Here is a 26,422-nt window from a genome sequence, read left to right on the forward strand (position 1 = left end):
CGTTACAGCTCTCTCACCATTCCGGAACGGATCGCCTGCGGAGAAAGCGCAACCCATTCCGGTGGCAGCTCCGACGGCGAATCGGTAATCAGAAACACCCGCAGCGACACGTCGCTTTCACGCAATCGTTCGACAAATTTCCGACGTTCGGGGTCGTCCCCGATCAGCACGACCACCGCGCCTCCGACTTCGGACAGATCCCGGAACACATCCGGCTCGAGCTGGGGCAGCGCCGGCTCGGGCGACGGCTCGATCCCGCTCAAGATATCGCACACCGCCTCGAAACTCGTCGTGCCGCGCCCCGTTTCGAGATGATGCACCTCGAGTCCGACGGCGAACAGTTCGACGGCGGCCTCTCCCCGGGAAAAATATTCCGCGAGGGCTGCGGTAAGTTCCAGGGCAGCTTCGAGCTCTTCGGATTCCTTCGGCATTTTCCGGAGCCGCTGCCATAAGGTCGGCGGCGGAACGTATGTGTCTGTGACCAGCGCAATCCGCTTGAGTTCATCTTCCTCGAACTCCTTGACCACAAACGATCCGAGCCGGGCAGTACCGGGCCAGTCGATCCGGCGGATATCGTCGCCCTCGCGATAGTCGCGCACGCCCATGAGCTCCATCGATTCGCCGATTTTGGAATAACGTGCCATTCCCTCGGCCTGGTTCCGGGCTCCGAGAGGGAGTTTGAATTTCGTCAGAGAGGTAAACGCCGGATAAACGGACAGCATTCTCGCATCTTTCCGCCACCGGCAACTCCACTTGATCAAATTGAACGGGAAACGCGACTCGACCCGCGCCGTGTAAATCAAATGACGTCCGCGCCGTTTTGCATACACGATGCTTTCGAGTTTGACTTCGGCTTTCGGCGGCAGCTCCGCCAGCGCGGCATGCTGTTCAGTCGAAAGTCCCGGTCCGTAATGGAACGGGTCGGCCCAGATGTCCCACGCCGGCAACCGGCGGCGGTTGTGCAGAATGAATTGAACCTTGAAACGCGATTTCGCCCGGACCCGGTCCGGCATCAGGCGGACGATGTCGACCCGCGGCCGATACCAGAAACCGAGAATCAGCTCCACGAGGAACACCGCAAGAAAAATCAGAACCATCACCCGCATCGGGGAATCCATCGCCACGGAAGCATAGCCGGTCAACAACAGCGCCGCCGGCACCAGATAAAAACTGACCGGCGACAGGAAGAGACGCACCAGACCGACCGACCACGCGAACAGCGCGAGCGTGCTGGAACGGTACTTGTGCCGGCCGTCCCGCCGCAGCGCGCTTAATTGAAACGTCTCGGGGCCATCGAGAAAACGGCTCAGTTTGCGCTGAATGTAGGCATCGTAATCAAACATTTACGGTTTCTCCCCGTCTCCGTCCTCCGCGGGAATCCGGTAATCGATGGACAGCTCGATCTCACCGTCCAGCCCGAACGCAGCCGGATTCACGGAACGGATCAATCTCCGGTAATTGTCGTCCCGCACCTTGATCGTTCCGGCGGGCCGTCCCGTCGCGGAAACGCTCAGGAGCGCACTGCCGGCAGGCTCCCTTTCAAACCGCAGCCGAAGCGATCGACAGTGGAAATCCCGCAGCATCTCCAGATAAAAGCGCTGCCGCGCTCCTCCCCCGGAAGCCAGCACGAAAGGCTCAAGCGCCTGCAGATTCAGCCGTTCGCTGCCGGAGGAGGTCAATTCCGCAGAAACGAGCTCCGGCCGACGGCCGTCGAAGTAAAGACGCCAGAACAACATGCCGTCGGCCCGCCCGCCGATCGTCCCCCGCTCGACGCCAAGTTCCCGGAGCAATCCGCTCCATTCGAGGGAGCGGATCACGACGCCGACTTCGACGCTCTCTGTTCCGCTGCGCAGCGTAAACGGAGACGCGAGACGAACCCGGCCGCCCCAGATGTTCCCGGAACCGCTCAGGACATCGCACTCGTCCGGGCGCAGCAGCCGGAATGCCAGCATGCCGTTCCGCACCTGAAGCGCGCCGGCGGCGATCTCGCCGAACCGGAGCTCTCCACCGGGATTCCGCGTCCCGGAACCCGCACCGGGGAGTCGGATCGTCCCGTGGAGTTTTTTCAATACCATACCCGGCGCCTCAAGCGTGCCGTCGGCGGCGGTGAGTTCACAGCTCCAGTCACTTCCGGCTGCGGAAAATCCGAACGTGCCGCGACCGGAAACGCCGCCGGAAAATCGCATATCCGCCACCGTCGGACCGGGCAGAACCGCAGCCGCCGGCAGAGGTTTTTCGAGAACGACCTTGTCGAGCACATACTCTCCGGAGAGGCCCCATCCGGGCGTCCGGGAGCATTCGCCCGAGAAACGCAGCGCCTCCCCCTGCCAGAATTCGGAGGCGGCACACCCCTCGAACGAACACTCTCCTCCGGCGAGGCGGAGTTTTCCGGAAGCAGCCCGGATCACGTTTCCGGGCGAGACGACCCGGTTGCTCCGAAACGTGCCCTCCCCCTGCGCCCCGTCGGCGGTCCATGTCAGCGGCAGCGTGATCGCAATCTCATCCATGCCATGCTGCTGCTCGAAAATCGAGCCGCCCGAGAGTTCATAACTGCCATGAAACATCCCGTCATCTCCGCGTTTGAACGAGAGGGTCTGACGTTCCGCGCCCAGTTTCCAGACGGAGGAAACGTCGCCGAAACGCGACTCCAACGACTCCAGAACCGCCTGAAAACCCGAAAGCTCCGATCGCTCGAAGAGCGCATCACAGTGGAATGAGCGGAACGTTCCGGCGAGCTCATCGGTTTCGGCCGTTCCGGCGGGCATATCGAATTTCACATGCCAGCGGTCCGGCAGCAGACCGGATTCACGCAGCTCCCCGCTCCAGGAGAGCTGAGCGGCGGGCACCATGAGCGCCCCGCCGAAAGCGGAAAGGGTCGTTCCGCTCGAATCCATCCGGCCGATCAGATTGTCGCCCGGCTTGAGTGAGTTGCGGTCGAACTGCAAAGTGAACACCGGTTCAGCCGCGGATATCTCACACTCGGGATAGCGGAAGTTGCCGTTTTCCGCCCCGCCCGAGACCCGGATTCTGGCCACTTCCCATCCGGAGGAAAGCTCGGCGAAGCCGGACAGGTGCAGATCCTTGAGTTCACCTGAGCCGAACATCGAGCGAACCGGATTGACCCGGCGGATCTCGACCGCTCCCTCGATCCGCCGCAACGGGAAACCGCCGCCCCCATCCGGCGCAATCATCGTCGAAAAGTTTCCGGAAAAGCCCTCCATTTTCAGTTTCGGGACGCCCCCGCCATACAGATTGATGCCGGCGAGCTCCGGCTCGAGCACCAGAAGCGCCTCTTTCTCTCCCGCCTGCCGGGAAAACCGGAACGACGCGAGGGCGGAAGTCGCGCTCCAGGCGCTCTCGGGATTCGTCCAGTCGAGTCTCGAACTGCGCAGCAGACCCGAAAGTTCAAATCCGGAATTTTCCGGGTTGTCATAATCGAAACTCCAGCTTCCGGAGAGCGTTCCAGGCTGAGCTTCGAGCTCCTGCGGATTGCCGGGAGCACGGTATTTGAGCGTTTCAAACCCGAGGGAAAAGTCGATGCTGCCGCGGGAACGGGTTCCGCCACCTGAGATCTTCGGAGAGCGCCAGATGCAACTGAAAAATCCCGGCGGCAGCTCGCCGCTCCAGCGCACGGCCCGGTCGGAACTCTCCGACTGCCGGAACATCCAGTCCCCGCTCTCCCGGTTGTACTGCCCGTCGATGCGCATGACGCCGGAGAGTTCGCCGACCGGAGGAGAATTCACGATCGAAAAACGGATCTCCGGGTCTCGTTCTCCGCCCGATACGGTCAGCATCCCGAGCGGAAGTTCAAAGGGCAGCGTCAATGTGGTTTCAGGCAGCACCACCTCCCAGGAGCCGCCCGGACCGTGCCAGTGAAAATCCGCCCGCGTTCCCGGAGATATCGCCCAGACTCCGCCGGAAATCGCGGTTTCGTCGGCAAAGCGCAACTCCCCGCGGAACGAACGGACCGGTTTGAGCCCGTTCAGGTCAAGCTGAACCGCTCCCGCCGTCTCAATCGATCCGGAAAACAACAGTTCGGTCGGGGCTCGACTGCCGAAAAGCGCCAGCAGTTCCGGAGTAACGCGGCCGTGGAATTTCAATTCCGCCACCCGTTTCCCCGGATCGAGCGTGCCCGTCGCCTCGATTCCGGGATTCGGCATGGAGAACTCCAGCTGCAGCTGCTCCGCCGTCACCGGCTCCCAGCGAAGTGTGAACGGAAACGACCGCCCCTCCGGTCCGCTCCGGAACACCCCTTCCGCCGAAAATCGCGCAGGCAGTGTTTTCGCCACAGTCGAACCCGCGAGAATCGGCAGCAGAGATTCCATGCGGGCGATTTCAGCTCCGCGGATCCGGATGGCGACGGGGAGCCCGGCGGAATCGAGATCTAGCTCGACGGTTTCACACCCCGCGGCAAACGTTCCGTCGCTCCGGCAGACCAGCTTTTTCACCAGAAGCCTGCCCGGGGCTGTCTCCTCGATCTCCGCGGCCTCGAGTCCCTTCACTGAGGCGATCACAAGCTCCGCCGCGCGGACCGGCGAACGGCGCAGATACCAGTACGCGGCGGCAGCCACCGCGGCGAAGAACAGCGCCAGAATCAGCACGAAGCCGAGCGGGATTCGATAGATGTTGCGACTGCGGCTCATGCCAGAACGTTCCTCCCGTCTCTGCCGTACTCCACCGTCCGGCAGGGGAGCCACTGCTCCGCCTCCCGGAAATAAAGCCCGCCGTTCCGGTCACGGCCGAACCGGCCGGCGGCGAAATCCGCCACGACGCGCGGAAGCACAACATGGTCCCCCTCGATCTTGAGCCGCTCAAGATTCCGGGCGGCGACGTCGCGGAGTCTGTCCCGGTAAGGGGCATGCTGACGTGCCCCTCTGACCGCGGCAAGTGCGGCGACGGACTCCCCGTCCAGATCGACCGGGACGGGGGTTGAGACTCCGAGAACCGGACCGGAATCCATCTCCGCTTCCCCGTTCCCCTCGAACGGCTGAGCGAGAATCACGCTGCTGCGCAGTGAGGCATAACCGGCGAGAATCGCGGTTTCGACCGGACGGAAGTGGAGTCCGGCGAGAATGCGGCGACCGTTTTCCTCTACGGTCAGATCTCCCGGATGGACATTCAAACACGGCAGATCCGCGGTGATGTTGCAGAGCGGTACAAACCCGGCCAGAACGCCGAAGTCGATCGCATGCGGAGCGAGCAGAGAGCGGAGGCAATCGGTCCACTCCGCTCTGATTGCGCGCCTGCGTTCCGACACGAGCGAGATCGCCGTCTCACCGCGTGCGGCATAAAAAGCCCGGATGCCATGCTCCAGCAGAGGCACTCCCCAATCTGCGGAGAGGCGGCGGGCGCGACTCGTCTCCGGGGCGTCCGTGACGAGAAGTGTGACGCGGCAGCCGTTTTCCGGGTGTTCGGCACAATAACGCAGCAGGGCTTCGGCATTGGTTCCGGACCCGCTCATGAAAACGGCGATGCGGGCCGGACGGCCGGACGGAACGGAAAAAAAGTGATCGATCATCTGAAAATTACGATTCCAAACTGAAAAAAACGCTCAAACGACGTCCGCGCCCGATGCGGCCGGACTCAAAACAGAACAGGAAAACCGGAACGGGACACTTTATGAAAAGTGCAGTCGATTCCCTCTTCTTATATTAAAATGCAGTTTTTTTCGGAATCTTCAAGTAAAATAGCGTTTTTTTTTCAAGATCGGCCCGTTTTTTATTTGCTTGTCAGTCAAATTCTGTTATATTTTAACCAGACCGCTGGTTTTTTCGGAAAATGAACAGTCATCATACTGATGGGGCAACGGGAGATTTTGCAATGAGTATATCGAGGTTTTTGAAAGCCGGTCTCGTACTTCTGATTTTGAGTATCTGCACGACGGGAGTGTTCGCCGCGTCCTGGTTGACGAACGGCCCGAAACGGGACATCGTCACTCTGGTCGTCACCGGGAACTACAAAAGCCCGCGACTTATGGCGGAGCTGATTCTCAATGAGAGCCGCCAGCCTTATCTGCTGCTGCCGACTCCTCAGAGCAAAGTGCAGAAGATCATCTTCGTGCAGCCGAAAGGGCCGGCGCTCGAGATCGCCCCGAAAAATCTCCGTCAGTATCTGAGCTTCCTGAATCCGCGCCGAATCGTGGTTCTCGGAGACAAACGCTACGTTTCGGATCAGTTTGTGGACGAGTATCTCAAACAGCTCGAGGCCCCCATCCCGGTCGTGCGGGTCGAGGGGAGCGACTGGAATCGCATGGCGGAAGAGGTGACCTATCTTCTGAGCCTGAGCCATCTCGGTGACAACTTCCAGCGTCTGCAGCAGCAGATGGAGAACAACTACCGGGCAACCCGGCGTACCATGCAGCAGCAACAGCAGCTCGCAATTCCGGTTGAGAAACCGGAAGAGGCCCAGACCGACGTCGATGTCGTCGAAGAGGAAACCGTCGTTGAGGAAGAAGTTCCGGCGGCCAATGCGGAATAAAGATTTGGAATATGTTCAATTATTTCAAGATCACGATCAACACGTTCAAGGAGTCGGTCCGGGAGCCGATCTACTTTCTGATGCTGCTGGCGGGGCTCGTCCTGATCGGCAGCTACCCCTCGGCGGCGCTCTTCGTCTTTTCCGAGCAGTTGAAGCTTGTGGTTGACAGTTCGATGGCCACCGGCCTGATCTTCGGGCTGCTGATCGCCGTGCTGAGTGCATCCCATACCGTCACCCGGGAGATGCGCAACGGAACGGTTCTGCTGCTGCTCTCGAAGCCGGTCTACCGCTGGACGTTCATTCTCGGGAAAATCACGGGGATCGGGCTGGCGGTGACGCTCTTCACGCTGCTGTGCAATCTCGCGACGATCACGTCGGTCTACATGGCCACCGATCAGTTCCGGTTCGACATGACGATTTTCTACAGTTATTTCGGGGTGCTGGCGGCGGTCTGCCTCATCGGAATGCTCTTCAACTTCTGGCGCGGCAGTTCATTTCCGGAGATTGCGACCTATGCCGCGATGGTGTTGATTCCGATTCTGGCGATTTGCTGCATCGTGTCGCAGGAAGAGCCGACGGTTTCGCTCAAGGATCTCTGCTGCGCTCTGGTGCTGCTGAACTTCGCTGTGGTTGCGATGTCGACGATTTCGGTGGTGTTCGCCACGCGGCTCGACGCGGTTGCGAATCTTTCGATCTGCACACTGGTGTTTTTCCTCGGGCTCGTCTCGAGTTACCTGTTCCAGCGGGAGACGGATTCGGCGTTTCTCAACGCGGTCTTTTCGTTTTTCTATGCGGTTCTGCCGAACTGGCAGTTCTTCTGGCTGGCGGACGCAGTGGCGGTGAACCGCCCGATCCCGTTCAGCTATGTGGTGGACTGCGCGATCTACATTGTCCTCTATGTGGCGATCTGCTCGATGTGGGCGGTGGCGGTTTTCCAGAACAAGGAGATCGCCGGCGAGGGCGACGGCCGCGTATAGAGAGCACACCCCGACTGGGGAGAGGAGTTTCCTCGGCATCATTCCGCAATCCGGCGTCGGGCCAGTCGGGCGACGCCGGATTTGTCACATATACGCACGTTATCCCGGAGGTTATCCATGTCTCTTTCCGCCGTCCCTGAACTGCGAATTCTCGATGAAGCAGATTCCACCAACACCTATGCGAGGCATCATTTCGACGAACTGCCGGACGGGAGTCTCGTCGTCGCCCGACATCAAACTGCCGGACGCGGACGGCGCGGTCGGGTCTGGATCTCGCCGCCCGGCATGAACTTCGCCGGCACGGTGGTGCTGAAACGCCTGGAGGACGGTTTTCACGCGGGGTGTCTGCTCGGAATCGCGACCCTGTCGGTGCTGCGCGAACTAACTCCGGAAGTTCCGACCTACCTGAAATGGCCGAACGATATCTACGTCGAGGAGAAAAAACTCGCCGGAATTCTCAGCGAGAGCGCGCGCATGGAACGGGGACGGATCACGGGAGTCGTCTCCGGCGTCGGAGTGAATCTGAATCTGCCTCCGGAAGTGCTTGCGAAGATCGACCAGCCCGCCACATCGCTTTTTGCCGAAACCAATCGGGAATTTAATCTCGATTTTTTTGCAAAAAAACTGGCAGAAAGCGCAATTCGATACTATAGTAACTATTTAAAAAGCGCCGGAGCCATTTTGAGTGAGTGGAAGAGAGCGAATCTTCTGATTGGAGAGCCCCTTGAGGTTGTGGATTCGCGGGAAGTGACCCATGCCGGAATCTTCCGGGCGATACTGGATGACGGCAGCATGGCGTTTGAAGAGAACGGCACGACGATGACGTTCCAGTGCGGAGACGTGAAAATCCGCAGGGAATCGGTCGATTGGCGGAGATTGAATCAGAAATGTCTTGATTTCTCAGACAGTTTCAAACAAACCAAGGAGAAAGAGAAATGAGTTTGCTGTGGGACGGTGTAATGCTGATGGTCCTGGGCATGGGGATCGTGTACGTCTTCCTCGTGATCATGATCATTGCGATGAATCTTCTGAAGCGGGTGCTCGCACCGTTTGCGGGAATGCTCGAGCCGCCGCCGAAGGCTCCCGCGAAAAAGAAAGCGGCCGTCAACGGTGACGACGCCCAGCTCGCCGCGATCGCGGCGGCGGCGGTGGAAGCGGTTCGCACCCGGTAATCGAAATTCCATACTCACATATCAATCATAAACGGAGAATCGTAAGAAGATGAAGAAAATCAAATTCATGGATTGTTCGTTCCGTGACGGCTTTCAGTCCTGTCTCGGCGCCCGCGTCAAAACCGACGATTTCCTGCCTGCGCTCGACGCGGCGGTGAAAGCGGGAATCGACTACATCGAGATCGGTGGCGGCGCCCGTTTCCAGAGCCTCTACTTCTACTGCCAGGAAGATGCGTTCGAAATGATGGACCGCTGCCGCGAAGTGGTCGGTCCGAATGTGAATCTGCAGACCCTCGCCCGCGGCGTGAACGTGGTCGGTCTCTCCTCGCAGTCGAGCGACATTATCGAGCTCCATGCGAAACTTTTCAAGAAGCACGGCATTACGACGATCCGCAACTTCGATGCGCTCAACGACGTACGGAATCTGACCGCCTCCGGCAAATACATCACGAAATACGGTCTCAAGCACCAGGCGACCGTCACGATGATGGGACTCGCGCCGGGGCTCAACGAGCCTTATGCGCACACGCCGAAATTCTACATCGACCGGTTGAAAGAGATCCTCGAAAGCGGCATGGCATTCGACAGCCTTGCGTTCAAGGATGCGTCCGGCACCTCGACTCCGAAGACCGTCTATGAGACGATCAAGCAGGCGCGCGAGATTCTCGACGCCGAGTTCAAGGGCGACAACCGCAAGAGCATTTCGTTCCACACGCATGACACGGCCGGCATGGCGGTCAGCTGCAACATGGCGGCGATCGAAGCGGGCGCGGATGTGATTGACCTGGCGATGAGCCCGCTCTCGGGCGGCACCTGCGAAGCGGATATCCTCGTGATGTACCAGCGTCTGCGCGGAACGGACTACACGCTCGACATTGATCCGGAGAAGATCCTCTCCGCCGAAAAAGTGTTCGAGAAGTGCATGGACAAATATTTCATGCCGCCGGAGTCGATGCAGGTCTCTCCGAAGATCATCTTCTCCCCGATGCCGGGCGGCGCGCTCACGGCCAACACGCAGATGATGCGCGACAACAACTGCCTCGACAAGTATGACGACTGCATCGCTGAGATGCGCGAAGTCGTGGCGAAGGGCGGATTCGGCACTTCGGTCACGCCGGTCAGCCAGTTCTACTTCCAGCAGGCGTTCTCGAACGCGATGCAGGGTCGCTGGAAAGTGATCGACAAGAACGGTTACGGCAAGATGGTTCTCGGTTACTTCGGCAAGACCCCGGTCGCACCGGATCCGGAGATCGTCAAGATGGCCAGCGAGCAGCTCGGCCTTGAGCCGACCACGGAAGCGGTGGTCGACCTGAACAACCGCAACCCGAAACTCGGAGTGAAGTACAACACCGATCTGCTCATCGAAGCGGGGCTGCCGGTCACGGAAGAGAACATCTTCATCGTTGCGGCCTGCGGCGAAAAGGGTCTGAAATATCTGCAGGGCGACAAGCCGATGGGCATCCGCTACAAGGAAGCCGCCAAACCCGCGAAGAGCACGGCAAAGGGCGGCGCCTACACCGCCAACGTCGACGGCAAAAACGTCGCGGTCCAGCTGAATGCGGCGGGTGACGCCTACACCGCCACGGTGAACGGCAAGAGCTTCACCGTGAAGGTTTCCGAGGGCATCGCGAGTGCGGCTGCCGCTCCGGCCTCCTCCGGTGAGGGCAAACCGCTGCCGTCTCCGCTCCCGGGCACGATCGTGAAGATCCTGGTTGAGGTGGGAGAAGAGGTCGCCGCTGACGACGTCATTCTCGTCATCGAGGCAATGAAGATGGAAACCGAGATCAAGGCTCCGGCTGCGGGCGTCATTCGCGAAATCAACGTCACGCCTTCGCAGGTTGTGGCCGCAGGCGACACCCTTGTGACGATCGAGGAGAAGTAACAGAATGCAAAAGGTGAAACTTATTACCGCTGTCTGTCTCGCGCTGTTCGCCGGGGCTTTGATGGCCGCTCCGGAGCCGACGGTTCCGGCTCCCGCGGTCGATCAGGCGATCCAGGCAGGAGTGAAAACCGTCACGGAGAAGAAATCCGGGTTGGAGCTGCCGGCGACGGCGGTCCGGAATGCGATGTCCAGCGATGAACTGATCGGCTGGTATGTCGATCCCGCGACGCAGATGCGTTACATCGTTTACGAATGGGACAAACCGGCCGTGGTGAACTCGCTCACCATGGCGGCCAACCAGAAAGTGGTCCCCGGCCGGGAAATCATGATTCTGGTTCCGGAAGGTCGCAGCAAAGGCAAATTCAAAATCGACATTGCCGCAAAAGTCGTCAAGCTCGCGCCGGGCTTCAAGCCCTCCGCGGTGGTGGAGCCGGGTACGGTGATGGCGGTATTCCAGCCGATTGAAGTTGCACATGACTCGGTCAGCAACACGACCGTGGTCGGCGGCAGCCTGCCGAGCTGGGGTGAGGCTATGAAAGGCCTCTGGCAGAGCACCGGCATCTACGATATCATCAATCAGAGCAGCAGCGACTTCAAGTCGACCTGGATTCTCGGTCTCGGCCGTGTGCTGATGATGATTGTCGCGCTCGTGCTGATCTATCTTGCGATCGTGAAAGAGTTCGAGCCGCTGCTGCTGCTGCCGATCGGATTCGGCGCGCTGCTGGCGAATATCCCGCTGGCGGGCATCGCCGGGCCGGACGGGCTGCAGGGCATGGTGTTTGAGGTCGGCATCAACTCGGGTGTCTTCCCGCTGCTGATCTTCATGGGTGTCGGCGCGATGACCGACTTCGGTCCGCTGATCGCGAATCCGAAGACGGCGCTGCTCGGCGGCGCTGCCCAGTTCGGAATTTTCTCGGCGCTGATCGGCGCACTGCTGCTGACGCTCTGGATTCCGGCGATCAACTTCAGCATCCTCGATGCGGCCAGCATCGGCATCATCGGCGGTGCGGACGGCCCGACCTCGATCTACCTCACGAGCAAACTTTCTCCGAAGCTGCTCGGTGCGGTCGCGGTGGCGGCATACAGCTACATGGCTCTGGTGCCGATCATTCAGCCGCCGATCATGAAGCTGCTCACGACGAAAGAAGAGCGCAAGATCTCCATGAAACAGCTCCGCACGGTCGGCAAGCTTGAGAAGATCTGCTTCCCGCTGCTGATCACGCTGCTGTGCGCGTTCCTGCTGCCGGATGCGGCTCCGCTGATCGGTATGCTCATGCTCGGCAATCTGATGCGCGAGTGCGGCGTGGTGGAGCGTCTGAATCAGACCGCTCAGAATGCGCTCATCAACATCGTCACGATCTTCCTCGGAATCGCGGTCGGGTCGAAACTCTCGGCTGACCAGTTCCTGTCGATCCAGACGCTCGGCATTCTGCTGCTCGGCGCGATCGCGTTCGCGCTCGGTACTGCAGGCGGCGTGGTCTTCGCGAAGATCATGAACCTCTTCAGCAAAGACAAGATCAACCCGCTGATCGGCGCGGCCGGCGTCTCCGCCGTGCCGATGGCGGCGCGCGTGGCGAACAAGGTCGGCCTCGAAGCGAATCCGCAGAACTTCCTGCTGATGCACGCGATGGGACCGAACGTCTCGGGCGTGATCGGGTCGGCGGTTGCGGCGGGCGTGCTGCTGAACATGCTCAAGCACCTGGTCTGATCTGGATTATATCGATCCTGCGCCGCGGCGAATTCATTTCGCCGCGGCGTTTTTTATTTTATGCATTTGATTTCTTTTCAATGAGACGGTATATTCCTGCATCTGAATCGCTCAAACGGGAGGTTTCTATGTGGCGTTTTCTCTTCGGTTCTCTGTTCATGTGCCCGCTGGTTTTGTTGTCGGCAGCGCCGATACTGCTTTGCGATCCATCCACGGAAACGCTGCCGATCCATGTAAACAGGGGGAATGAACGTCGCCAGTCCGTTCTTCCGGGGAACGACCCCTCCGGGCAGGCGATGCTCCATGCGAAGTGGGACTGCTCGGCGGCGAACTATCTGGAATTCAACTTTCTCAAACCGATTCCGATGCCGGAATTCAAGACCGGCGAAGTCGCGATGGAAGTCGACATTCCGGAAAATGCGCCGATCCGGAAAGTCAATTTCCGTCTTATCGATTCACAGGGAGAAGTATTTCAATACATGTTCCCGGTCGATCAGCTCAAACCGGGACGCCGGATTCTGCGGGTGCAGTTGAGAAGCGCTCACAAAGAATCCTGGGGCGACAAGAAGAACGACAGAGTCGATTTCCCCGCGAGGATGCTCGGTGCCTCGATCGATTTCAACAGCAAGGAGGGGACGGGAGAACTCTGGATCGGCAAGGTAACGTTCACACCTGTGCCGCTCGAGCTCGGTGAAATGGTGGCCGATCTCGCGACAACGCCGGTCAGGATCTACCTTGCGGCGGAGAGAGGACAGACCGCCGCGGTGGAGGAGGCCGACGGACGGCCGGCGCTGCGGCTCAACTGGGACGCCGCCCGCGGGAAATGGCTTGAATTTGCGTTCACCGGACCGCAGCTGGTTGTCGGAGACTTTGAATCCGCCCGTTTCACGATTGAACTTCTGATTCCGGAGAATTTTGATGGCAAAACCGTCAATCTCCGGCTTGCGGACAAAAGCGGAGAGGTGTTTCAGTTTCCGCTGCCGACGCGGAATCTCAAACCCGGCTGGAACACCGTTTCGCTGCGGGTGGACAAGAGCGGGAAACCGAGCCGCGGCATCTGGGGCGGCGACGGAAACCGGACACTGGATTTTCCGGTGCGGCTCTCCGGATTTTCGGTCGATTATCCGGCCGGAAGCGGGGTCGGGTCGCTCGCAATCGGCAAGGTTTATGTGGCACGCTGATGCAGAATAAAACGATCTCCTGCGACTGCCTCGTGGTTGGCGGCGGACCGGCGGGACTCTCGGCGGCGATGGCGGCGGCGGGATCGGGGGCCGCTACCGTGCTCGCGGAATACCTCCCCTCCCCCGGCCGCAAACTGCTCGCTTCGGGTTCAGGGAAGTGCAATGTGACGAATCGACTTCCGCTCGAAGAGTTCGCGCGCCGTTATCTGTGCGGACTGCGTTTTGTGCGGCCGGCGCTCTATGCGTTTCCGCCAGAGACATGGTGCGGTTTTCTCTCCTCGAACGGAGTACCGGTAATTGCGCCGGACAACTTTCACTGTTTTCCGAAGTCGATGCGGGCGGGGGATGTGCTTGAACTGCTGCTCGGGCGCTGCCGGGCGCTCGGGGTCAGGATGCTGACCGATTGCCGGATTGAGACGCTGCACCTGCGGGGCGACGCGGTTTGCGGCGCCGACGACGGAAAAACCCGCATCGAGGCAAAGCGGATCATTCTCGCCTGCGGCGGCATGGGTTATCCCGCGCTCGGAGGACACGGCAGCGGATATGAACTCGCGCGCCAGGCCGGACACGCGGTCACGCCGCCGGTTCCGGCGCTGGTCGGGCTGAAATCGGCGGAAGCGTGGGCTGCGGAGTTGCCGGGAGTTCTTCTGCCCGACGCCACAACCCGATTCGGGAGGAAACTCAAAAGCCGCGGGGAACTCATCTTCACGCATACCGGCGTCTCCGGCCCGGCGGTTCTCGATCTCTCGGGCAGCGTTGCGCAGGAACTGGCCGACAGAGGTCGCGCCGTCCTCGAATGTTCCTGGGAGAGCCGGGAGGCGGAGGAGTATCGCGAACGCATCGCCTCCTGGCAGAGGAATTCCGGAACCCGGTCGCTGAAAGGACTGCTGGGAACGACGCTTCCCGCGGCGTTCGTCCGCGCCCTGCTCGATACGGCGGGAATTCCGGTCGAACGCTGTGCCGCTCAGCTCCGGGCGGAGGAGCGGGAACGTCTCGTCGCCGCGCTCTCGGGATATCCGCTGAAAATCTGCGGAACAGACGGCTGGAACAAGGCGATGGCGACCGCGGGCGGAATACCGATCGCGGAAATTCATGCCGGGACGCTCGCAAGCCGCATTGCGGCCGGACTCTATTTGGCGGGGGAGATGATCGACGTCGGCGCTCCCTGCGGCGGCTACAACATCCAGTGGGCAGTCAGTTCGGGACGACTCGCCGGGCTCTCCGCGGCGCGGAGGTGAAATTCGCCCCAAAAGTTGACATTCGCCTCCAGTATGAAAGCAACCACAAAGGAGGCCGACATGGACGACTACAACCCGAACGCCCTCCGGATCACCGGGGGGAACAACATTGAAATCGAAACTCTGCCGGACGGCTACCGGGTGCACGCGGCATCCAAGCCCTCCCCGGAATACCGGGGATTCTTTCAGGTACGCCCGTACCCGAGCTACCTGATCGATCACCCGTCGCTGACGGTGCAGGTTCTGAACGGGCTGCTGCCCTATGAGGAAGCGTTGACGAAACCGGCCGGTTATGTGCTGGTCGACCGGATCTACTGCACGCATGAGGAGAACAACGATCCCAAACTCACCTCCTGCCGTCGGCGGGTCAATGCGCAGGCCCAAGTCACGCTCTCTGTTGACCGAACTTCCGTGGTCTATCTGATCATCACGGCGTTCAACCATTCGAGCTCGTACAACTGCTACCCCGAGCTGGACGGCAGCAAGGTGACGTTTCGATGCGATTACAAGGTTCTGGACAAAGAACCGGAGAATGATCGGGGACGGCTCAACATCCCGCTGGCGCAGATCGATTTCGACAAGGAGACCGGGACGTTTTCGGTCACGCAGCTCAGCTGGGGAATTCCGACCGGGACGATTGCCGGATACGACGGCAGCCCGATCAAGAGCGATTCCGACCAGTCCTGACACTGTCAGAATACAGAATCTCTCCGTAAGATCGATTTGATTCCAATTTTTTTCTAAAAAAAAGCGGGAAGCTATTGACATTGTCAGATGAATTTGCTATAATTATAACAGGGATCAACATCACGGAGCTCGATCATGCCGGAGAAAAAAAGTTCAGCCCGCAATTACATTTTGCGGCAGCTCGAGGACGGGACGCTGAAAGCCGGAGAAAAACTTTCCGGTGCGCGCGAGATCGCCCGATTGACCGGGCGGCCGCTCCCGGCGGTTCAGAGCGAGATCGAGCTGCTCGCCCAGGAGGGGGTTCTCGAAACCGTTCCCCGGCGGGGAACGTTCGTAAGTCTGAAATGGGATTCGCGGATTCTGCGCCGGAATCTGAGTCTGTACCGGCCCGACCTGACCTGGTTCGACGACTTCCGGAAACAGCTGGAGGAGGAGATTCCGGAAATCTGGGTCACCGGGAAATTCGAGCGGAGCGTATTCGAGATCCAGACGACTCACTACGTCCAGTCCCACTATGACGAATATCTCGACCTCACGGATATTTTTGCAGAATGCTTTCCGGATACGGATGACTTTTTCATGGAGACATTCAACGCATTCCGGGTCGGGACGCGCCTCATGGGGGTTCCGATCATCTACTCTCCTCGCGTGATCTTCTACAATCCGCGGCTGCTCCGGGAGGCGGGCTGCCGGATTCCGGCGGCGGACTGGAGCATGGATGAGTTCCGGTACGACATTCGCAAACTCTGCGAGATTCTCCCGGCGGAAGACACATTCTGCTGGTATCCCAAGCAGTTCTACTGGTTCAATTTCGTTCTCCGCTGCGGAGGAACGCTCATCGATCCGAATGCGGAGGAGAGCGTCCGGATCGACAGCCCGGAAACCCGGGCGGGATTGAAACTCTTCCGCGACCTGCGGTATGACATGGGAATCCGCGACTATCATTATCCGGATGATTTTGAAACCAACTTTCTGACCGGGCGGGCAGGCATGCTGATCCAGCCGCGTGAATTTCTAAGTTACATCAAACAGGCGGGATTCGACGAGTGGGAGACAGTTCCGCTGCCGTCCGTCCCCGGAGGGGTCAACCTGAACGTGCAGGCGACGGACGTTTTCTGCGTGCGCCGGGATTGCGTCGACCTGAACCTGGCGGCCCGTCTCTTGCGGCTCCTGCTCTCCGAACGATTTCAGAGCTGTCTCGGCGACCAGAGTTACGGTCTGCCGATCCGTCGGTCGCTGACGGGAAAAAGTGTCGACTTCACCGATGCGCGCGACACGCTGTTTCTGAGCGAAATTCCGCATATGTATTCGCAATACAACCTCGACTCTGCCGAACTTTACAACCTCGTCTGCGACGGAGTTGCCGCCCTGCTCGCCGGCGACGAGGATATCGATACGGGAACCGCCGAGCTCGCGAGAATGACCCGGACGTTCCTGAAAATTCGCCGTCAATCCCAGCAAATCGCCTGAACTCAACCGTAAGGAGAACAGCATGAAACGATCTTTTACCCTGATCGAGCTGCTCGTGAATACTGCTTGTTAAATATACATTTATCGCTTAAGATATCTCATAATTACAGAGTTCATCAAGTACAAGAACACCAAGCAACTTTGTTATTTTTTCTCTTTCGGATCAACTATTAATTGGAAATATGTAGCGTTTTGTTCCTCCATACTGCCGAAAATTTTGTTTTGCAAAGGATAACTCTACTTCAATAGCTTGTGGAAGAGCTAACTCTATTTCCAATTGCCCATTCCGTTTTTCCCACCGAGATTTTACGACACCACGTTTAGTTCGACAATAAATCTGGAAAGAATCTAATGCGGAGGGAATGACTGGAGCAATCTGCAACGGTCCACCTTTAGCGAACTCTTGTGTGAACCGGACCCCTCCGAGATATTCAAACGCAAATGCGACGAAATCCCCGAACATAATGTGATTCCAAGATTGACTTCCTTCCCAGTTTTCAAGTAAAGTAGTTACTCCTGTGCTCAGCCAGTGCATCCAGCCAGGATAATTACGTTGAGTAAAAAAGCTCCATGCAATATCGATATAGCCATTGCGCGCTAAAGCCCGGGGCACATATTTGGCTCCCTGAATACCAAATTGTGCTAAACAGGAGTTTTTTTGCGCCAATTCTGCCAAGGTCGCTGCAGTTGAATTTCGCTCTGCGCCCTGAACCAATTCCATTTCGAGAACCATTCCAAGTTCAGTCATTCCTCCGTTACCCCAATTACCGGCAGCATGACGAAAATGATGGAACAATGCTGCTCGGATTCTGGAAGAACGTGTCCGCAAACTCCGAGCGGTCTCAAACTCTCCGAGCAGTTCTGCAATCTTTGCTGTGACATTAAGATCATAGAAATAGTATGCACTGGAGCAGAAATTACGATCGACTTTCCCTTTGATGCAATTAGGGGCGCACCAATCAGCTAGCCCGAAATCGAGCAACCCATCTTCCTCCTCGCGTTCACAACAGTAGTCAAGATACCGAAGCATGGCAGGAAAGAATTTTTTTAGGATATCTACTTCTCCGGTATGCAGATAGATCGACCATGGCAGCAATACGAGTACACTGTCCCAAGCCGGGCCGCTGCAACCGTTGAATCCCCAACCACTGGTTGGTGCAATGGCTGGCAGCTGCCCGCTTGGACGTTGACAGTCACAAAGAGTTTCAAGCCATTCTACGTAACACGAGCTCGTATCAAATAGAAACAATCCAGTTTCAGAAGCAAGCAGAGCGTCTCCGGTCCAGCCATTTTTCTCTCGATGCGGGCAATCAGTCGGGATGCCGGTAAAGTTGCAAAGGTATGAGCGAACAGCACATTGTGTAAGACGGTTGAAATCTTCATCCGATGAGTGATAGTTTCCGATTTGCTCAAAGGCAGAATATATAAATTGCGCCTCTATCGCACAAATTTCCGCAGTTTGTTCAGAACATTCGATAATGGCATACCGAAAACCATGATAGGTAAATCGAGGATGCCAAGTTTCCCCAGCAGGGTCTCCAGATGCGACATAACGATCGGTTTGAAAATCTCCTTCAAGAACATATTGGGCGAGTCGTTCCGCATGGGGTTGTAATGGGCTGTCGTCCAAAGTCAGCCGTTCGTAATATCGAATGGTAAAAAGTGTTCCGATTGAAGCTTGAACGGAAATTTGGCACCACCCGGTCAGGTTTACACCAAAATCCACAACGACTCGGTTTCCCGTACGTTCGATTCGAGTCGGAGCAAGCCGTTCCATAACTCGGCAGCACGGCGCATTCTGCTTGACCAAAATGCCGCCGGGAGGTGAAGTTATGACTGCCTGTTCCCAGTCAGAGTCGTCAAAATCCGGCAAGCGCCATCCTGTGGGTTCGAGACGCGCATCATAATATTCGCCGTTGCGAAGCCCGTCAAACAGCAAACCTCCGGTAGCAACCTTCCAAGAGCGATCGCTGACCAGAAGCAATTCTCCATCAATTTCCAATTCAAATCGGAATTTCGGATAGTCCCGCCATGAGGCCTTATCAAAGTGCCAAACCTCATGAGTATGGCAGTTATACCAACCATTTCCCAGTACGACGCTCCAAACGGAACGCTTTTCAGATGTCAGATATGAAGTTACATCTATTTCCAGAAAACGTACCCGGCGGTCGAAAACCGAAACCGTCGGAGCCAGTTCCTGCCAACCGACACGTTGCCCATCCAGTCGGAGGTCGAAATATCCCGGTGCGGCAATTCGAACCACCGCCCGGTTAAAAACAGCAGGACAATTGAACTCCCGTCTTAAGCAGGGCGCAGGAAGTACTTCACTCTGAAAAGTTAATCCCGGCAAATCCCGTGTAATCCACCGTGTCGGACATTCTGCAACGTGTTCCATGGTTTCAATTCCTCGAAGTAAACATGTAAAATTTAGAAAAAGATCAAATTCTATGAGGATTAACTATCGTTTTGCCATATTGCTCCGACAATCAAGATGGTTCGCTCTTATTCTCTGGTTTGACTTAATTTGTAGACAAATAACCTGAATTACCAAGAACATAATATAAACGCTAAAATGTTTAAATTACAAGCCGGGAACCAGAAAAAAGGCAAAATAGATCCGCTCCGGTTTAACAAAAAAAAAATGAAAAAAAGTGATTTAGCTCTTGCTTTTTCTGATGATTTGGGGTAAAATATAGACCGAAGTACAGCGCTTTACTAATGGGAGATTGGATATGCCGAAACCTAGAGTTACTATGCAGAACATAGCTGACAAGCTTGGTTTGTCATTGAAAGCCGTGTCGGATGGAATCAATGGTACAGGGCATCTTTCCCAGCTGACAAGGGAACGAATTCGAACGATGGCTCGCGAAATGGGCTATCGCCGTAACTCTGCCGCCAGATCTCTCGCCAGCAGTTCGAGCCAACTGCTCGGGGTATTGATGCCTTATGCAGACAGCAGCTTTTTCGGCAGCATCATTGCCGGTATTGAACGTCAAGTTCTTAACAGCGATTTCATGCTTCTCTTGGGTAATATCCGCGGGGGAAATGATGTACTGCAGGATCACATTCGCCGTTTTGCCGAACGCAACGTCGAGGGGATCATTGTTTATTCTAACCAAACCGTAAAAGATGTCGCCGATGATCTGTTGGCACTGGATGTTCCGATTGTTCAAGTCATGGAACCATACAGAAAACTGGGTGACGCAGTGGTTATGATTAATAATGAAGAGGCAGGTCGTCAGGCGGCCCGACATCTGCGGAAGTTGGGACATACACGAATCGGGTTACTCGCCCATAAACGGAACACTTGGGCACTTGATTCCCGTTGTAGAGGTTTTCAGGAAGAACTGGGTTATGAGATTCCGGAAGTGGAGTGTTTATTAGATATAGCAGACAGTCATCTTGCGGCGCAGAAATTATTCTCTGCGCATCCGGAATTGACCGCTGTTTTTGCAACCAGTGATTACGCTGCGATTGGTGCTCTTCAGGCTGGTTTGGAAATGGGGCGTAGAATCCCAGATGAATTGGCCGTCATAGGTTTTGACAATCTGGATATTGCTGCTCATCAACTTTTGTATCCACTAACCACGTTTGCACAGCCCAAAGAAAAAGTTGGCGAAGTTGCCGGAGAATTGTTGCTTGATCTGCTTCATGGTAAACCGAGTGTCACAAAAGTACTTGAAGCTCCGCTGGTCATTCGTGCGAGTACGCAGAACCTAACAAAAAAATGTTCTGAGAACTCTTCTGATTTTCTTAATAAAAATCAGGTCGAAGATATCCAGCAACTTGATAGCAGCAATATTGCAATATAGAAGGAGGTAAACTTAAAATCAGTCGGAACATTTGAGCAATTAGCGAAGAATCAGAATCTTACACAAGGAGAGATTTATTATGGGAAACTCCAGGGTCATCAGAAAGAAACAAATTACCCAAGATCGGCATTCATTCACATTAATTGAGCTTTTAGTTGTGATTGCGATCATCGCAATCCTTGCTGCAATGCTGCTTCCGGCGTTGAACAAGGCTCGAGACAGTGCCAAAGGAATTACTTGCGTCGGCGTCCTGAAACAGTATACACAAGCAGGAATTCAATACTCCATGAGTAACAACAACTACTGGGTTCCTGTAGCAAATCCAAGCTGGTTTCGGATTATTGAATGGCGGAGTATATTAGGCGGAACAACAGAAGCGGAAACTACCAATAGCAATGTTTCTGCAAATCAAACACTTCCAGCAGGTTTGCTCTGTCCTAATTCTGCAGCGGTACTTGCGCCGGACGATCATTGGACAAAGCATAATCCAAGTGCGTCTTACGGCATTACCTGCTATCCGGTCAGTGAGATGTCACAGGGGAAAGCGTGGCATCTTGCGAAATTAAAATCTCCTACAAAATCTGCCGCGTGGATGGATGCCATCGATTCGATGGTATATGAATTTGAAGGTTATACGGGGGAAGATCATAATCAAGTAGGTTCCGGAAATGCAGCTTATCGTCATGGCGACGGTTTGAATGCAGGATATTTTGACGGGCATGTTTCAAAAGTGCAAAGAGCAGACGTTCAACGTTATTGGTGGGATCGTGATGCGCTGTTTTCCTGGAACTTCTACGGTAATTACTGAGGGGGAAAAATGAAGCAAATACTACTTGTTCTGGCTGTTTTTTCGGCTTTGCTCTCTTGCGCTGTCGAAGAAGTCGTATTCCAGGCAGACTTCAATCGCAAGGATGCGTTGTCAAAATGGAGCAAAAATCCGGATATGACTTGGCAGCCCGATGGTGGAATCAATAATTCCGGCTGTTTGAAATTCCATAGTACGGATCCAAATGGAAATCATTTGACCTATATACCGCTTGATATTAACAAACTTCGAGGACGTGGCGTAGTGGTCGAAGGCTGGATGAAAGCAGATCAGGTCAAGAAATCATCACGTAGCTACCTGGGGCCCAAGTTGATGCTTTCCGTCACCCATGATGGAAAGACTTCCTATCCTGATCAGACCAAGAAACACGGGACCTACAACTGGGAGAAGTTCTCACGCTACTGGCATGTTCCGGCCACGGCAACGACGGCGTATCTGAATCTTGGTCTGCAGGGGACGACCGGCACTGTCTGGATTGATGAGGTACGGGTGTTTCTCGCACCGGCTTTGAAGGTTCCGGCACGGCTCGAAAAACAGTTGCCGCGGCAGAAGCGGACGCAATATCGCGGTGTCATGTCCGGCAATGATCTTTCCGAAGAAGCGATCCGGGAGTTGAAAGAAGTTTGGAATGCGAATCTGATCCGCTTCCAGATCGGCCAGAACAACGGATTGGATCACACGACTGAAGCAGGATTCCGCAAAATTGTCGAAAACAAACTCGTTGAATTGGACAAACTCATTCCGCTTGCCCGCAAATACGGGATCAAGATTCTGATCGACATGCACATCGGTCCCGGGACCAGTACAGATGTACTGTTGCGTAATCAGTTGAGCTGGGACCCGAAAGATCAGCAGCTTCTCGCTGACATCTGGCGGGAAATTGCGGCAAAATATGGCAAAGACCCGGTCATCTGGGGCTACGATCTGCTGAATGAACCACGAGATGAAAATTACGTCTACCAAACCGACGGTGGCCTCGACTGGAATCGACTCGCAGCCAAAATTGCAGCAGCAATCCGTGAAGTAGATCCCGAGACTCCCATTATTGTCGAATCGACCGACTGGGGCGGACCGGAAGGATTCCGGACGCTGGTGCCGATTAACCAGCCGAATATGATTTACAGCTTCCACTTCTATTATCCGAACACGTTCACGCATCAGGGAGTGGTGGGCAAACCGGATGGCGTTCTGTATCCCGGTCATATTGCTGGAGAGGAGTGGAACCGGGAGAAGCTCAAACAAATCATGCAGCCGGTTATCGACTTCCAGAACAAATATAATGTACCGATCTATGTTGGCGAATTTGGTGTCGCTCGCTGGGCGCCGAATGCGGAAAAGTGGCTTGAAGACGTTATTTCGATTTTTGAAGAAAACGGCTGGGATTGGACTTATCACGCTTATCGCGAATACAATGGTTGGGATGCTGAAATTGGTTCTGATAAAAATGACAGAACGCGAATCGGAGATACGCCCCGCAGACGCGTGCTGTTAAAATACATGCAGAAAAACGAAAAATAAAAAAACGAAAGTCGTTTTGGTATTATGTGATAACAAGAAGGAAGCATGCTTGGAACGTAGCTGTTACTGGTTTGAGCCGCTCTATTTGCGATGGGTGTGGGAGCCGGAAAATTTGGAAAGGAGTTGATTATCGGGTACAGCATGAAGATCGCGGAAGCGACCTTCATGCTGCGATCGAAAAAACGTTCCGAGAAAAGGCGGCAAGATAAAAAACGGATTATCCATGGTAAAAGTATTTTATGGGTTATCAATGCGAAAATTCTGGAGCATACTGCTGATGGTACAGATGCTTTCTGTTGGGGCAGAGACACTGCGCGTCATGCAATTGAATGTTTGGAACAGCGGCTACGGTGTACCCGGCGCTCGCGTAATGATTGGCGATGAGATCAAAAAACATCGCCCCGACATCGTTTTTCTCTGTGAATGCGTGAAAGATCGGATTGTTGACGATCTGCTCGCACAACTGAAAAGTGCAGACCTTCAATATTACGGCAGCCGCCTCGATGGGGCCAATCAGGTGATCTCACGCTTTCCAATTGTTCAGGAGGCATTGCTTCCATCCGCGTACAAAGCCGTGCTGAATCCTGACAATGGACAAAAAATCGTCGCTTACAGTGTTCATCTGAATTACCGCAACTACGCCTGTTATCTGCCGCGAGGATACAGCGGCGAAACTTGGAAAAAGTTGTCCGAACCGGTGACCGATCTGGAAAAAATTGTTGCGATGAACCTTGCTTCTGGTCGTCCGGAGGCGATCCGGGCGATTACAGCCGATGCCCGGGCACACATTGCGGCTGGAGACATAGTTGTGCTGGGAGGGGATTTCAATGAGCCTTCTTGGCGGGATTGGGGAGAGGAAACGAAGAACTTATATGACCACAATGGAACTGTAATCTCCTGGCATTCGACCGCTTTATTGGAAAAGAACGGTTTTCGTGATTCCTACCGGGAATTATATCCCAATCCCGTAACACACCCGGGATTTACCTATCCTTGTGACAACTCTGCGGTCAGTGCAGGCCGGCTTTCCTGGGCTCCGGAGGCAGATGAGCGCGATCGGATCGACTTTATTTTCTACCATCCCGGGAAGCTGAAGCTTGAACGTGTAATTCTGCTTGGGCCACAGGGAATGATCAAACATGGGGAACGGGACCTTACTCCAACCGCCGATCCGGTCTCAAGCCCGAAAGACGGGAGATGGCCCTCCGATCATCGCGGAAACCTCGCCGATTTTGTATATTCGGAAGCAGTGGTTGAATAATGGGAAACTATATGAATGAGTTCTGCAGCCGGGTACGAAAAAATACCGGAAATGACAACACGTTGCTGTTTGGTCTGATCGCCGATACCCACTTCGAAGAAAAGAACAACTTGGCCGAATATGGTGCGAATGCACTTGCGCATATGCATGCTTTTGCCGCGGCTGGGAAATTATGCAACGCACGGTTTCTGCTTCACGTCGGTGATATGAGCAATGGCAATCGCCCTAAAGTACAGAGTCGCCGCGAAGCTGCTCTGAGTGCGGAAGCATTGCGCAGTTCGGGACTCCCGGTGCTGTTCGTGATCGGCAATCACGATGACAATACCTATTACTGTCGAGACAATGCTCCGGATGGCAGTGAAGCAATTTCCGGCCAGGAATGGCAAAATCTTGTTCAACCGGACGGGTTGCCGGCAGGAGCAATTGCTGCTCCTGAAGTCAGCAATTGCTATTATTTGGATTTTCCGGACCAGAAAGTACGATTGTTGATTCTGAACGCCGTTGATCTTCCTCTCGAAACAGGTCCAAACGGAAAACTTAAATATTACAGCATCAACCACCATGGTTTTTCCGAGGCTCAACTTGAGTTCGTTGTCCATAAGGCACTTAACTTTTCAAACGTGCCGAATTCTGAACAGTGGGGCATATTGGCGGTCAGCCACATGGCGCTTGGTTTCATTTTAAATGGGCCGGCATTGATAAAGATTTTTCACGCATTTCAAACGGGAGGACGCTGTCGGACTGGAGCTGAGGATGTTTTGCCGGAAGCCTTTTTATTTGATCCGAATGATATGATTCATGAAATTGAGGCGGATTTTTCTCGCCAGGGACCTCGAGAACTAATCGCACTGCTCTGCGGGCATGAACATATCGATGCTGTTCATTCTGATCACGGCTATCCCGAGGTATCGTTCCTCTCCTCACTCTGTTACCGGAACAGTCCTGAAGCACCGGAACGTTGTTTCGGCACAGCCAGCGAACAGGCCTGGAATATGGTTGCACTCAATCGTACGGCCCGGTGTCTTAATGTGTTCCGCTATGGAGCCGGAAACGATTTTTCGGTTCCATATTGAACCAGTTTACACGAAATCGAATATACCGGAATTTGTGAAACATAGGATCATAAATTTAAACTTATCAACACAGAAAGACGAATATGAAAATAACTGGAACTTTTCTCGATGAAATTTCATACGATATCCCGCATCAGAATTGGGGCAGGACAGAGTGGGAGGCTGATTTTCAGCGGATGCATTCGATTGGAATCGACACGGTAATTCTGATCCGATGCGGTCTTCGCAGATGGATGACTTATCCATCGCAAGTGCTGGCCCGTGAGTGTCTGGGGTATTTGCCGCCTTTGGATCTGGTGGATCTTTTCCTGGAACTGGCGGAACGTTATGAGATGAAGTTTTTCATGGGAACGTACGATTCCGGATATTACTGGAAAAACGGCAACCCGTCCCGGGAACAGGAAATCAATCGTGCCGTCATCAATGAAGTTTGGGAGAAATACGGACACCGCAAAGCGTTTCAAGGCTGGTATCTGACCCAGGAAATCAGCCGAAAAATGCGTGGAACCGTTGACATTTATGCGCAGATCGGCAGACTGTGCAAGGAGCTCTCCAACAATTTGCCGGTGATGATTTCTCCTTACATTGACGGAATGAAATCAATCAGTGCTTTCAACAGTGATATTATCCGCAAGGATGGAAGCATTTCGGTTGAAGAACATGCCAGAGAGTGGAATGATATTCTTTCCGGAATTCAAGATGCGGTTGATATTCTTGCATTTCAGGATGGATATTGCGACTTTTCCGAGTTGAAAGATTTTCTGAGTGTCAATCGGGAGCTGGCAGATCTTCACGGGATGCAATGTTGGACCAATTGTGAATCTTTCGATCGTGACATGCCGATTAAATTCCTGCCGATCAAATGGGAGAAAATGTTGCTGAAGTTAAAGGCCGCTCAAGCTGCCGGAATTGCCAAAGCTGTTACTTTTGAATTTTCGCACTTTATGAGTCCGAATTCATGTTACCAGGCTGCCCGGCATTTGTTTAATCGTTATTGTGAACACTTTCACTTGCCGGAACTCAACCAATAACTTGGCAATCAGTCAAAAATAACAAGCATGTGCCCAACCTGATGAGGAGGAAATCAGTTCAGGTAATATCACCTGGCGACATTTCAGCAAAGAGTCTGATGTGGCATGT

General features: G+C 55.1%; 20 protein-coding genes. 16 read left to right on the forward strand and 4 right to left on the reverse strand.

Annotated elements, in window-relative coordinates:
* Positions 1-2: 2 nt before the first annotated feature.
* From Q0J85_RS04675 to Q0J85_RS04685, 3 genes are read right to left on the reverse strand one after another with little or no spacing between them, the layout of a single operon-like run.
* On the reverse strand, positions 3-1,343 hold the full coding sequence (locus Q0J85_RS04675; RefSeq protein ID WP_294478672.1) for a DUF58 domain-containing protein: 1,341 nt from the start codon (positions 1,341-1,343) through the stop codon (positions 3-5).
* Complete coding sequence (locus Q0J85_RS04680) at positions 1,344-4,643, reverse strand: YdbH domain-containing protein (RefSeq protein ID WP_294478677.1); 3,300 nt, start codon at positions 4,641-4,643, stop codon at positions 1,344-1,346.
* Positions 4,640-5,518: a hypothetical protein gene (locus tag Q0J85_RS04685; RefSeq protein WP_294478680.1), complete on the reverse strand. Its 879-nt coding sequence runs from the start codon at positions 5,516-5,518 to the stop codon at positions 4,640-4,642. The genes Q0J85_RS04680 and Q0J85_RS04685 overlap by 4 nt, the downstream gene beginning before the upstream one ends.
* Positions 5,519-5,820: 302 nt before the next feature.
* Here Q0J85_RS04685 and Q0J85_RS04690 point away from each other — a divergent pair, with 302 nt between their 5' ends.
* The 10 genes from Q0J85_RS04690 (at position 5,821) to Q0J85_RS04735 (ending at position 16,792) form a co-directional block, all read left to right on the forward strand.
* Positions 5,821-6,477, forward strand: coding sequence for a hypothetical protein (locus Q0J85_RS04690; RefSeq protein ID WP_294478682.1), 657 nt, complete (start codon positions 5,821-5,823; stop codon positions 6,475-6,477).
* An 11-nt stretch (positions 6,478-6,488) separates the two neighbouring features.
* Positions 6,489-7,454, forward strand: a complete 966-nt coding sequence (locus tag Q0J85_RS04695) for an ABC transporter permease (RefSeq protein ID WP_294478684.1) — start codon at positions 6,489-6,491, stop codon at positions 7,452-7,454.
* Between the two features lie 117 nt (positions 7,455-7,571).
* Positions 7,572-8,393: a biotin--[acetyl-CoA-carboxylase] ligase gene (locus Q0J85_RS04700; protein ID WP_294478688.1), complete on the forward strand. Its 822-nt coding sequence runs from the start codon at positions 7,572-7,574 to the stop codon at positions 8,391-8,393.
* Positions 8,390-8,626: an OadG family protein gene (locus Q0J85_RS04705; RefSeq protein ID WP_294478691.1), complete on the forward strand. Its 237-nt coding sequence runs from the start codon at positions 8,390-8,392 to the stop codon at positions 8,624-8,626. Before Q0J85_RS04700 ends, Q0J85_RS04705 begins: the two co-directional genes overlap by 4 nt.
* 49 nt (positions 8,627-8,675) lie before the next feature.
* Entirely contained in the window at positions 8,676-10,508 is a 1,833-nt protein-coding gene (locus tag Q0J85_RS04710; RefSeq protein ID WP_294478692.1) for a biotin/lipoyl-containing protein, read from the forward strand.
* 442 nt (positions 10,509-10,950) lie between these two features.
* Positions 10,951-12,216, forward strand: coding sequence for a sodium ion-translocating decarboxylase subunit beta (locus Q0J85_RS04715; RefSeq protein ID WP_367274600.1), 1,266 nt, complete (start codon positions 10,951-10,953; stop codon positions 12,214-12,216).
* Positions 12,217-12,344: 128 nt separating this feature from the next.
* Entirely contained in the window at positions 12,345-13,397 is a 1,053-nt protein-coding gene (locus tag Q0J85_RS04720; RefSeq protein WP_294478696.1) for a hypothetical protein, read from the forward strand.
* Positions 13,397-14,635, forward strand: coding sequence for an aminoacetone oxidase family FAD-binding enzyme (locus Q0J85_RS04725; RefSeq protein ID WP_294478698.1), 1,239 nt, complete (start codon positions 13,397-13,399; stop codon positions 14,633-14,635). Before Q0J85_RS04720 ends, Q0J85_RS04725 begins: the two co-directional genes overlap by 1 nt.
* A 60-nt stretch (positions 14,636-14,695) precedes the next feature.
* Positions 14,696-15,322, forward strand: coding sequence for a hypothetical protein (locus tag Q0J85_RS04730; RefSeq protein ID WP_294478699.1), 627 nt, complete (start codon positions 14,696-14,698; stop codon positions 15,320-15,322).
* A gap of 135 nt (positions 15,323-15,457) precedes the next feature.
* Positions 15,458-16,792, forward strand: a complete 1,335-nt coding sequence (locus tag Q0J85_RS04735) for an extracellular solute-binding protein (protein WP_294478702.1) — start codon at positions 15,458-15,460, stop codon at positions 16,790-16,792.
* Between the two features lie 163 nt (positions 16,793-16,955).
* On the opposite strand, the gene Q0J85_RS04740 is transcribed toward Q0J85_RS04735, so the two are convergent.
* Positions 16,956-19,187, reverse strand: a complete 2,232-nt coding sequence (locus Q0J85_RS04740) for a family 78 glycoside hydrolase catalytic domain (protein ID WP_294478705.1) — start codon at positions 19,185-19,187, stop codon at positions 16,956-16,958.
* A gap of 337 nt (positions 19,188-19,524) precedes the next feature.
* On the opposite strand from Q0J85_RS04740, the gene Q0J85_RS04745 reads away from it, so the two are divergent.
* The 6 genes from Q0J85_RS04745 to Q0J85_RS04770 all read left to right on the forward strand — a co-directional run bounded on the left by Q0J85_RS04745 (position 19,525) and on the right by Q0J85_RS04770 (position 26,313).
* Positions 19,525-20,604, forward strand: a complete 1,080-nt coding sequence (locus Q0J85_RS04745) for a LacI family DNA-binding transcriptional regulator (protein ID WP_294478706.1) — start codon at positions 19,525-19,527, stop codon at positions 20,602-20,604.
* Positions 20,605-20,683: 79 nt separating this feature from the next.
* Positions 20,684-21,412 (forward strand): prepilin-type N-terminal cleavage/methylation domain-containing protein, encoded by a 729-nt coding sequence (locus Q0J85_RS04750; protein WP_294478708.1) that lies wholly within the window; start codon positions 20,684-20,686, stop codon positions 21,410-21,412.
* A 9-nt stretch (positions 21,413-21,421) separates the two neighbouring features.
* Positions 21,422-22,948 carry a cellulase family glycosylhydrolase gene (locus Q0J85_RS04755; RefSeq protein WP_294478712.1) on the forward strand — a complete coding sequence of 509 codons (1,527 nt, stop codon included), beginning with the start codon at positions 21,422-21,424 and terminating at the stop codon, positions 22,946-22,948.
* Positions 22,949-23,171: 223 nt separating this feature from the next.
* Positions 23,172-24,209 (forward strand): endonuclease/exonuclease/phosphatase family protein, encoded by a 1,038-nt coding sequence (locus Q0J85_RS04760; RefSeq protein ID WP_294478714.1) that lies wholly within the window; start codon positions 23,172-23,174, stop codon positions 24,207-24,209.
* An 11-nt stretch (positions 24,210-24,220) separates the two neighbouring features.
* Positions 24,221-25,282 carry a metallophosphoesterase gene (locus Q0J85_RS04765; RefSeq protein ID WP_294478716.1) on the forward strand — a complete coding sequence of 354 codons (1,062 nt, stop codon included), beginning with the start codon at positions 24,221-24,223 and terminating at the stop codon, positions 25,280-25,282.
* An 83-nt stretch (positions 25,283-25,365) separates the two neighbouring features.
* On the forward strand, positions 25,366-26,313 hold the full coding sequence (locus Q0J85_RS04770) for a DUF4434 domain-containing protein (RefSeq protein WP_294478718.1): 948 nt from the start codon (positions 25,366-25,368) through the stop codon (positions 26,311-26,313).
* Positions 26,314-26,422: the final 109 nt, after the last annotated feature.

Origin of the sequence: uncultured Victivallis sp. (genome assembly GCA_944389935.1) — a bacterium.
GTDB lineage: Bacteria > Verrucomicrobiota > Lentisphaeria > Victivallales > Victivallaceae > Victivallis.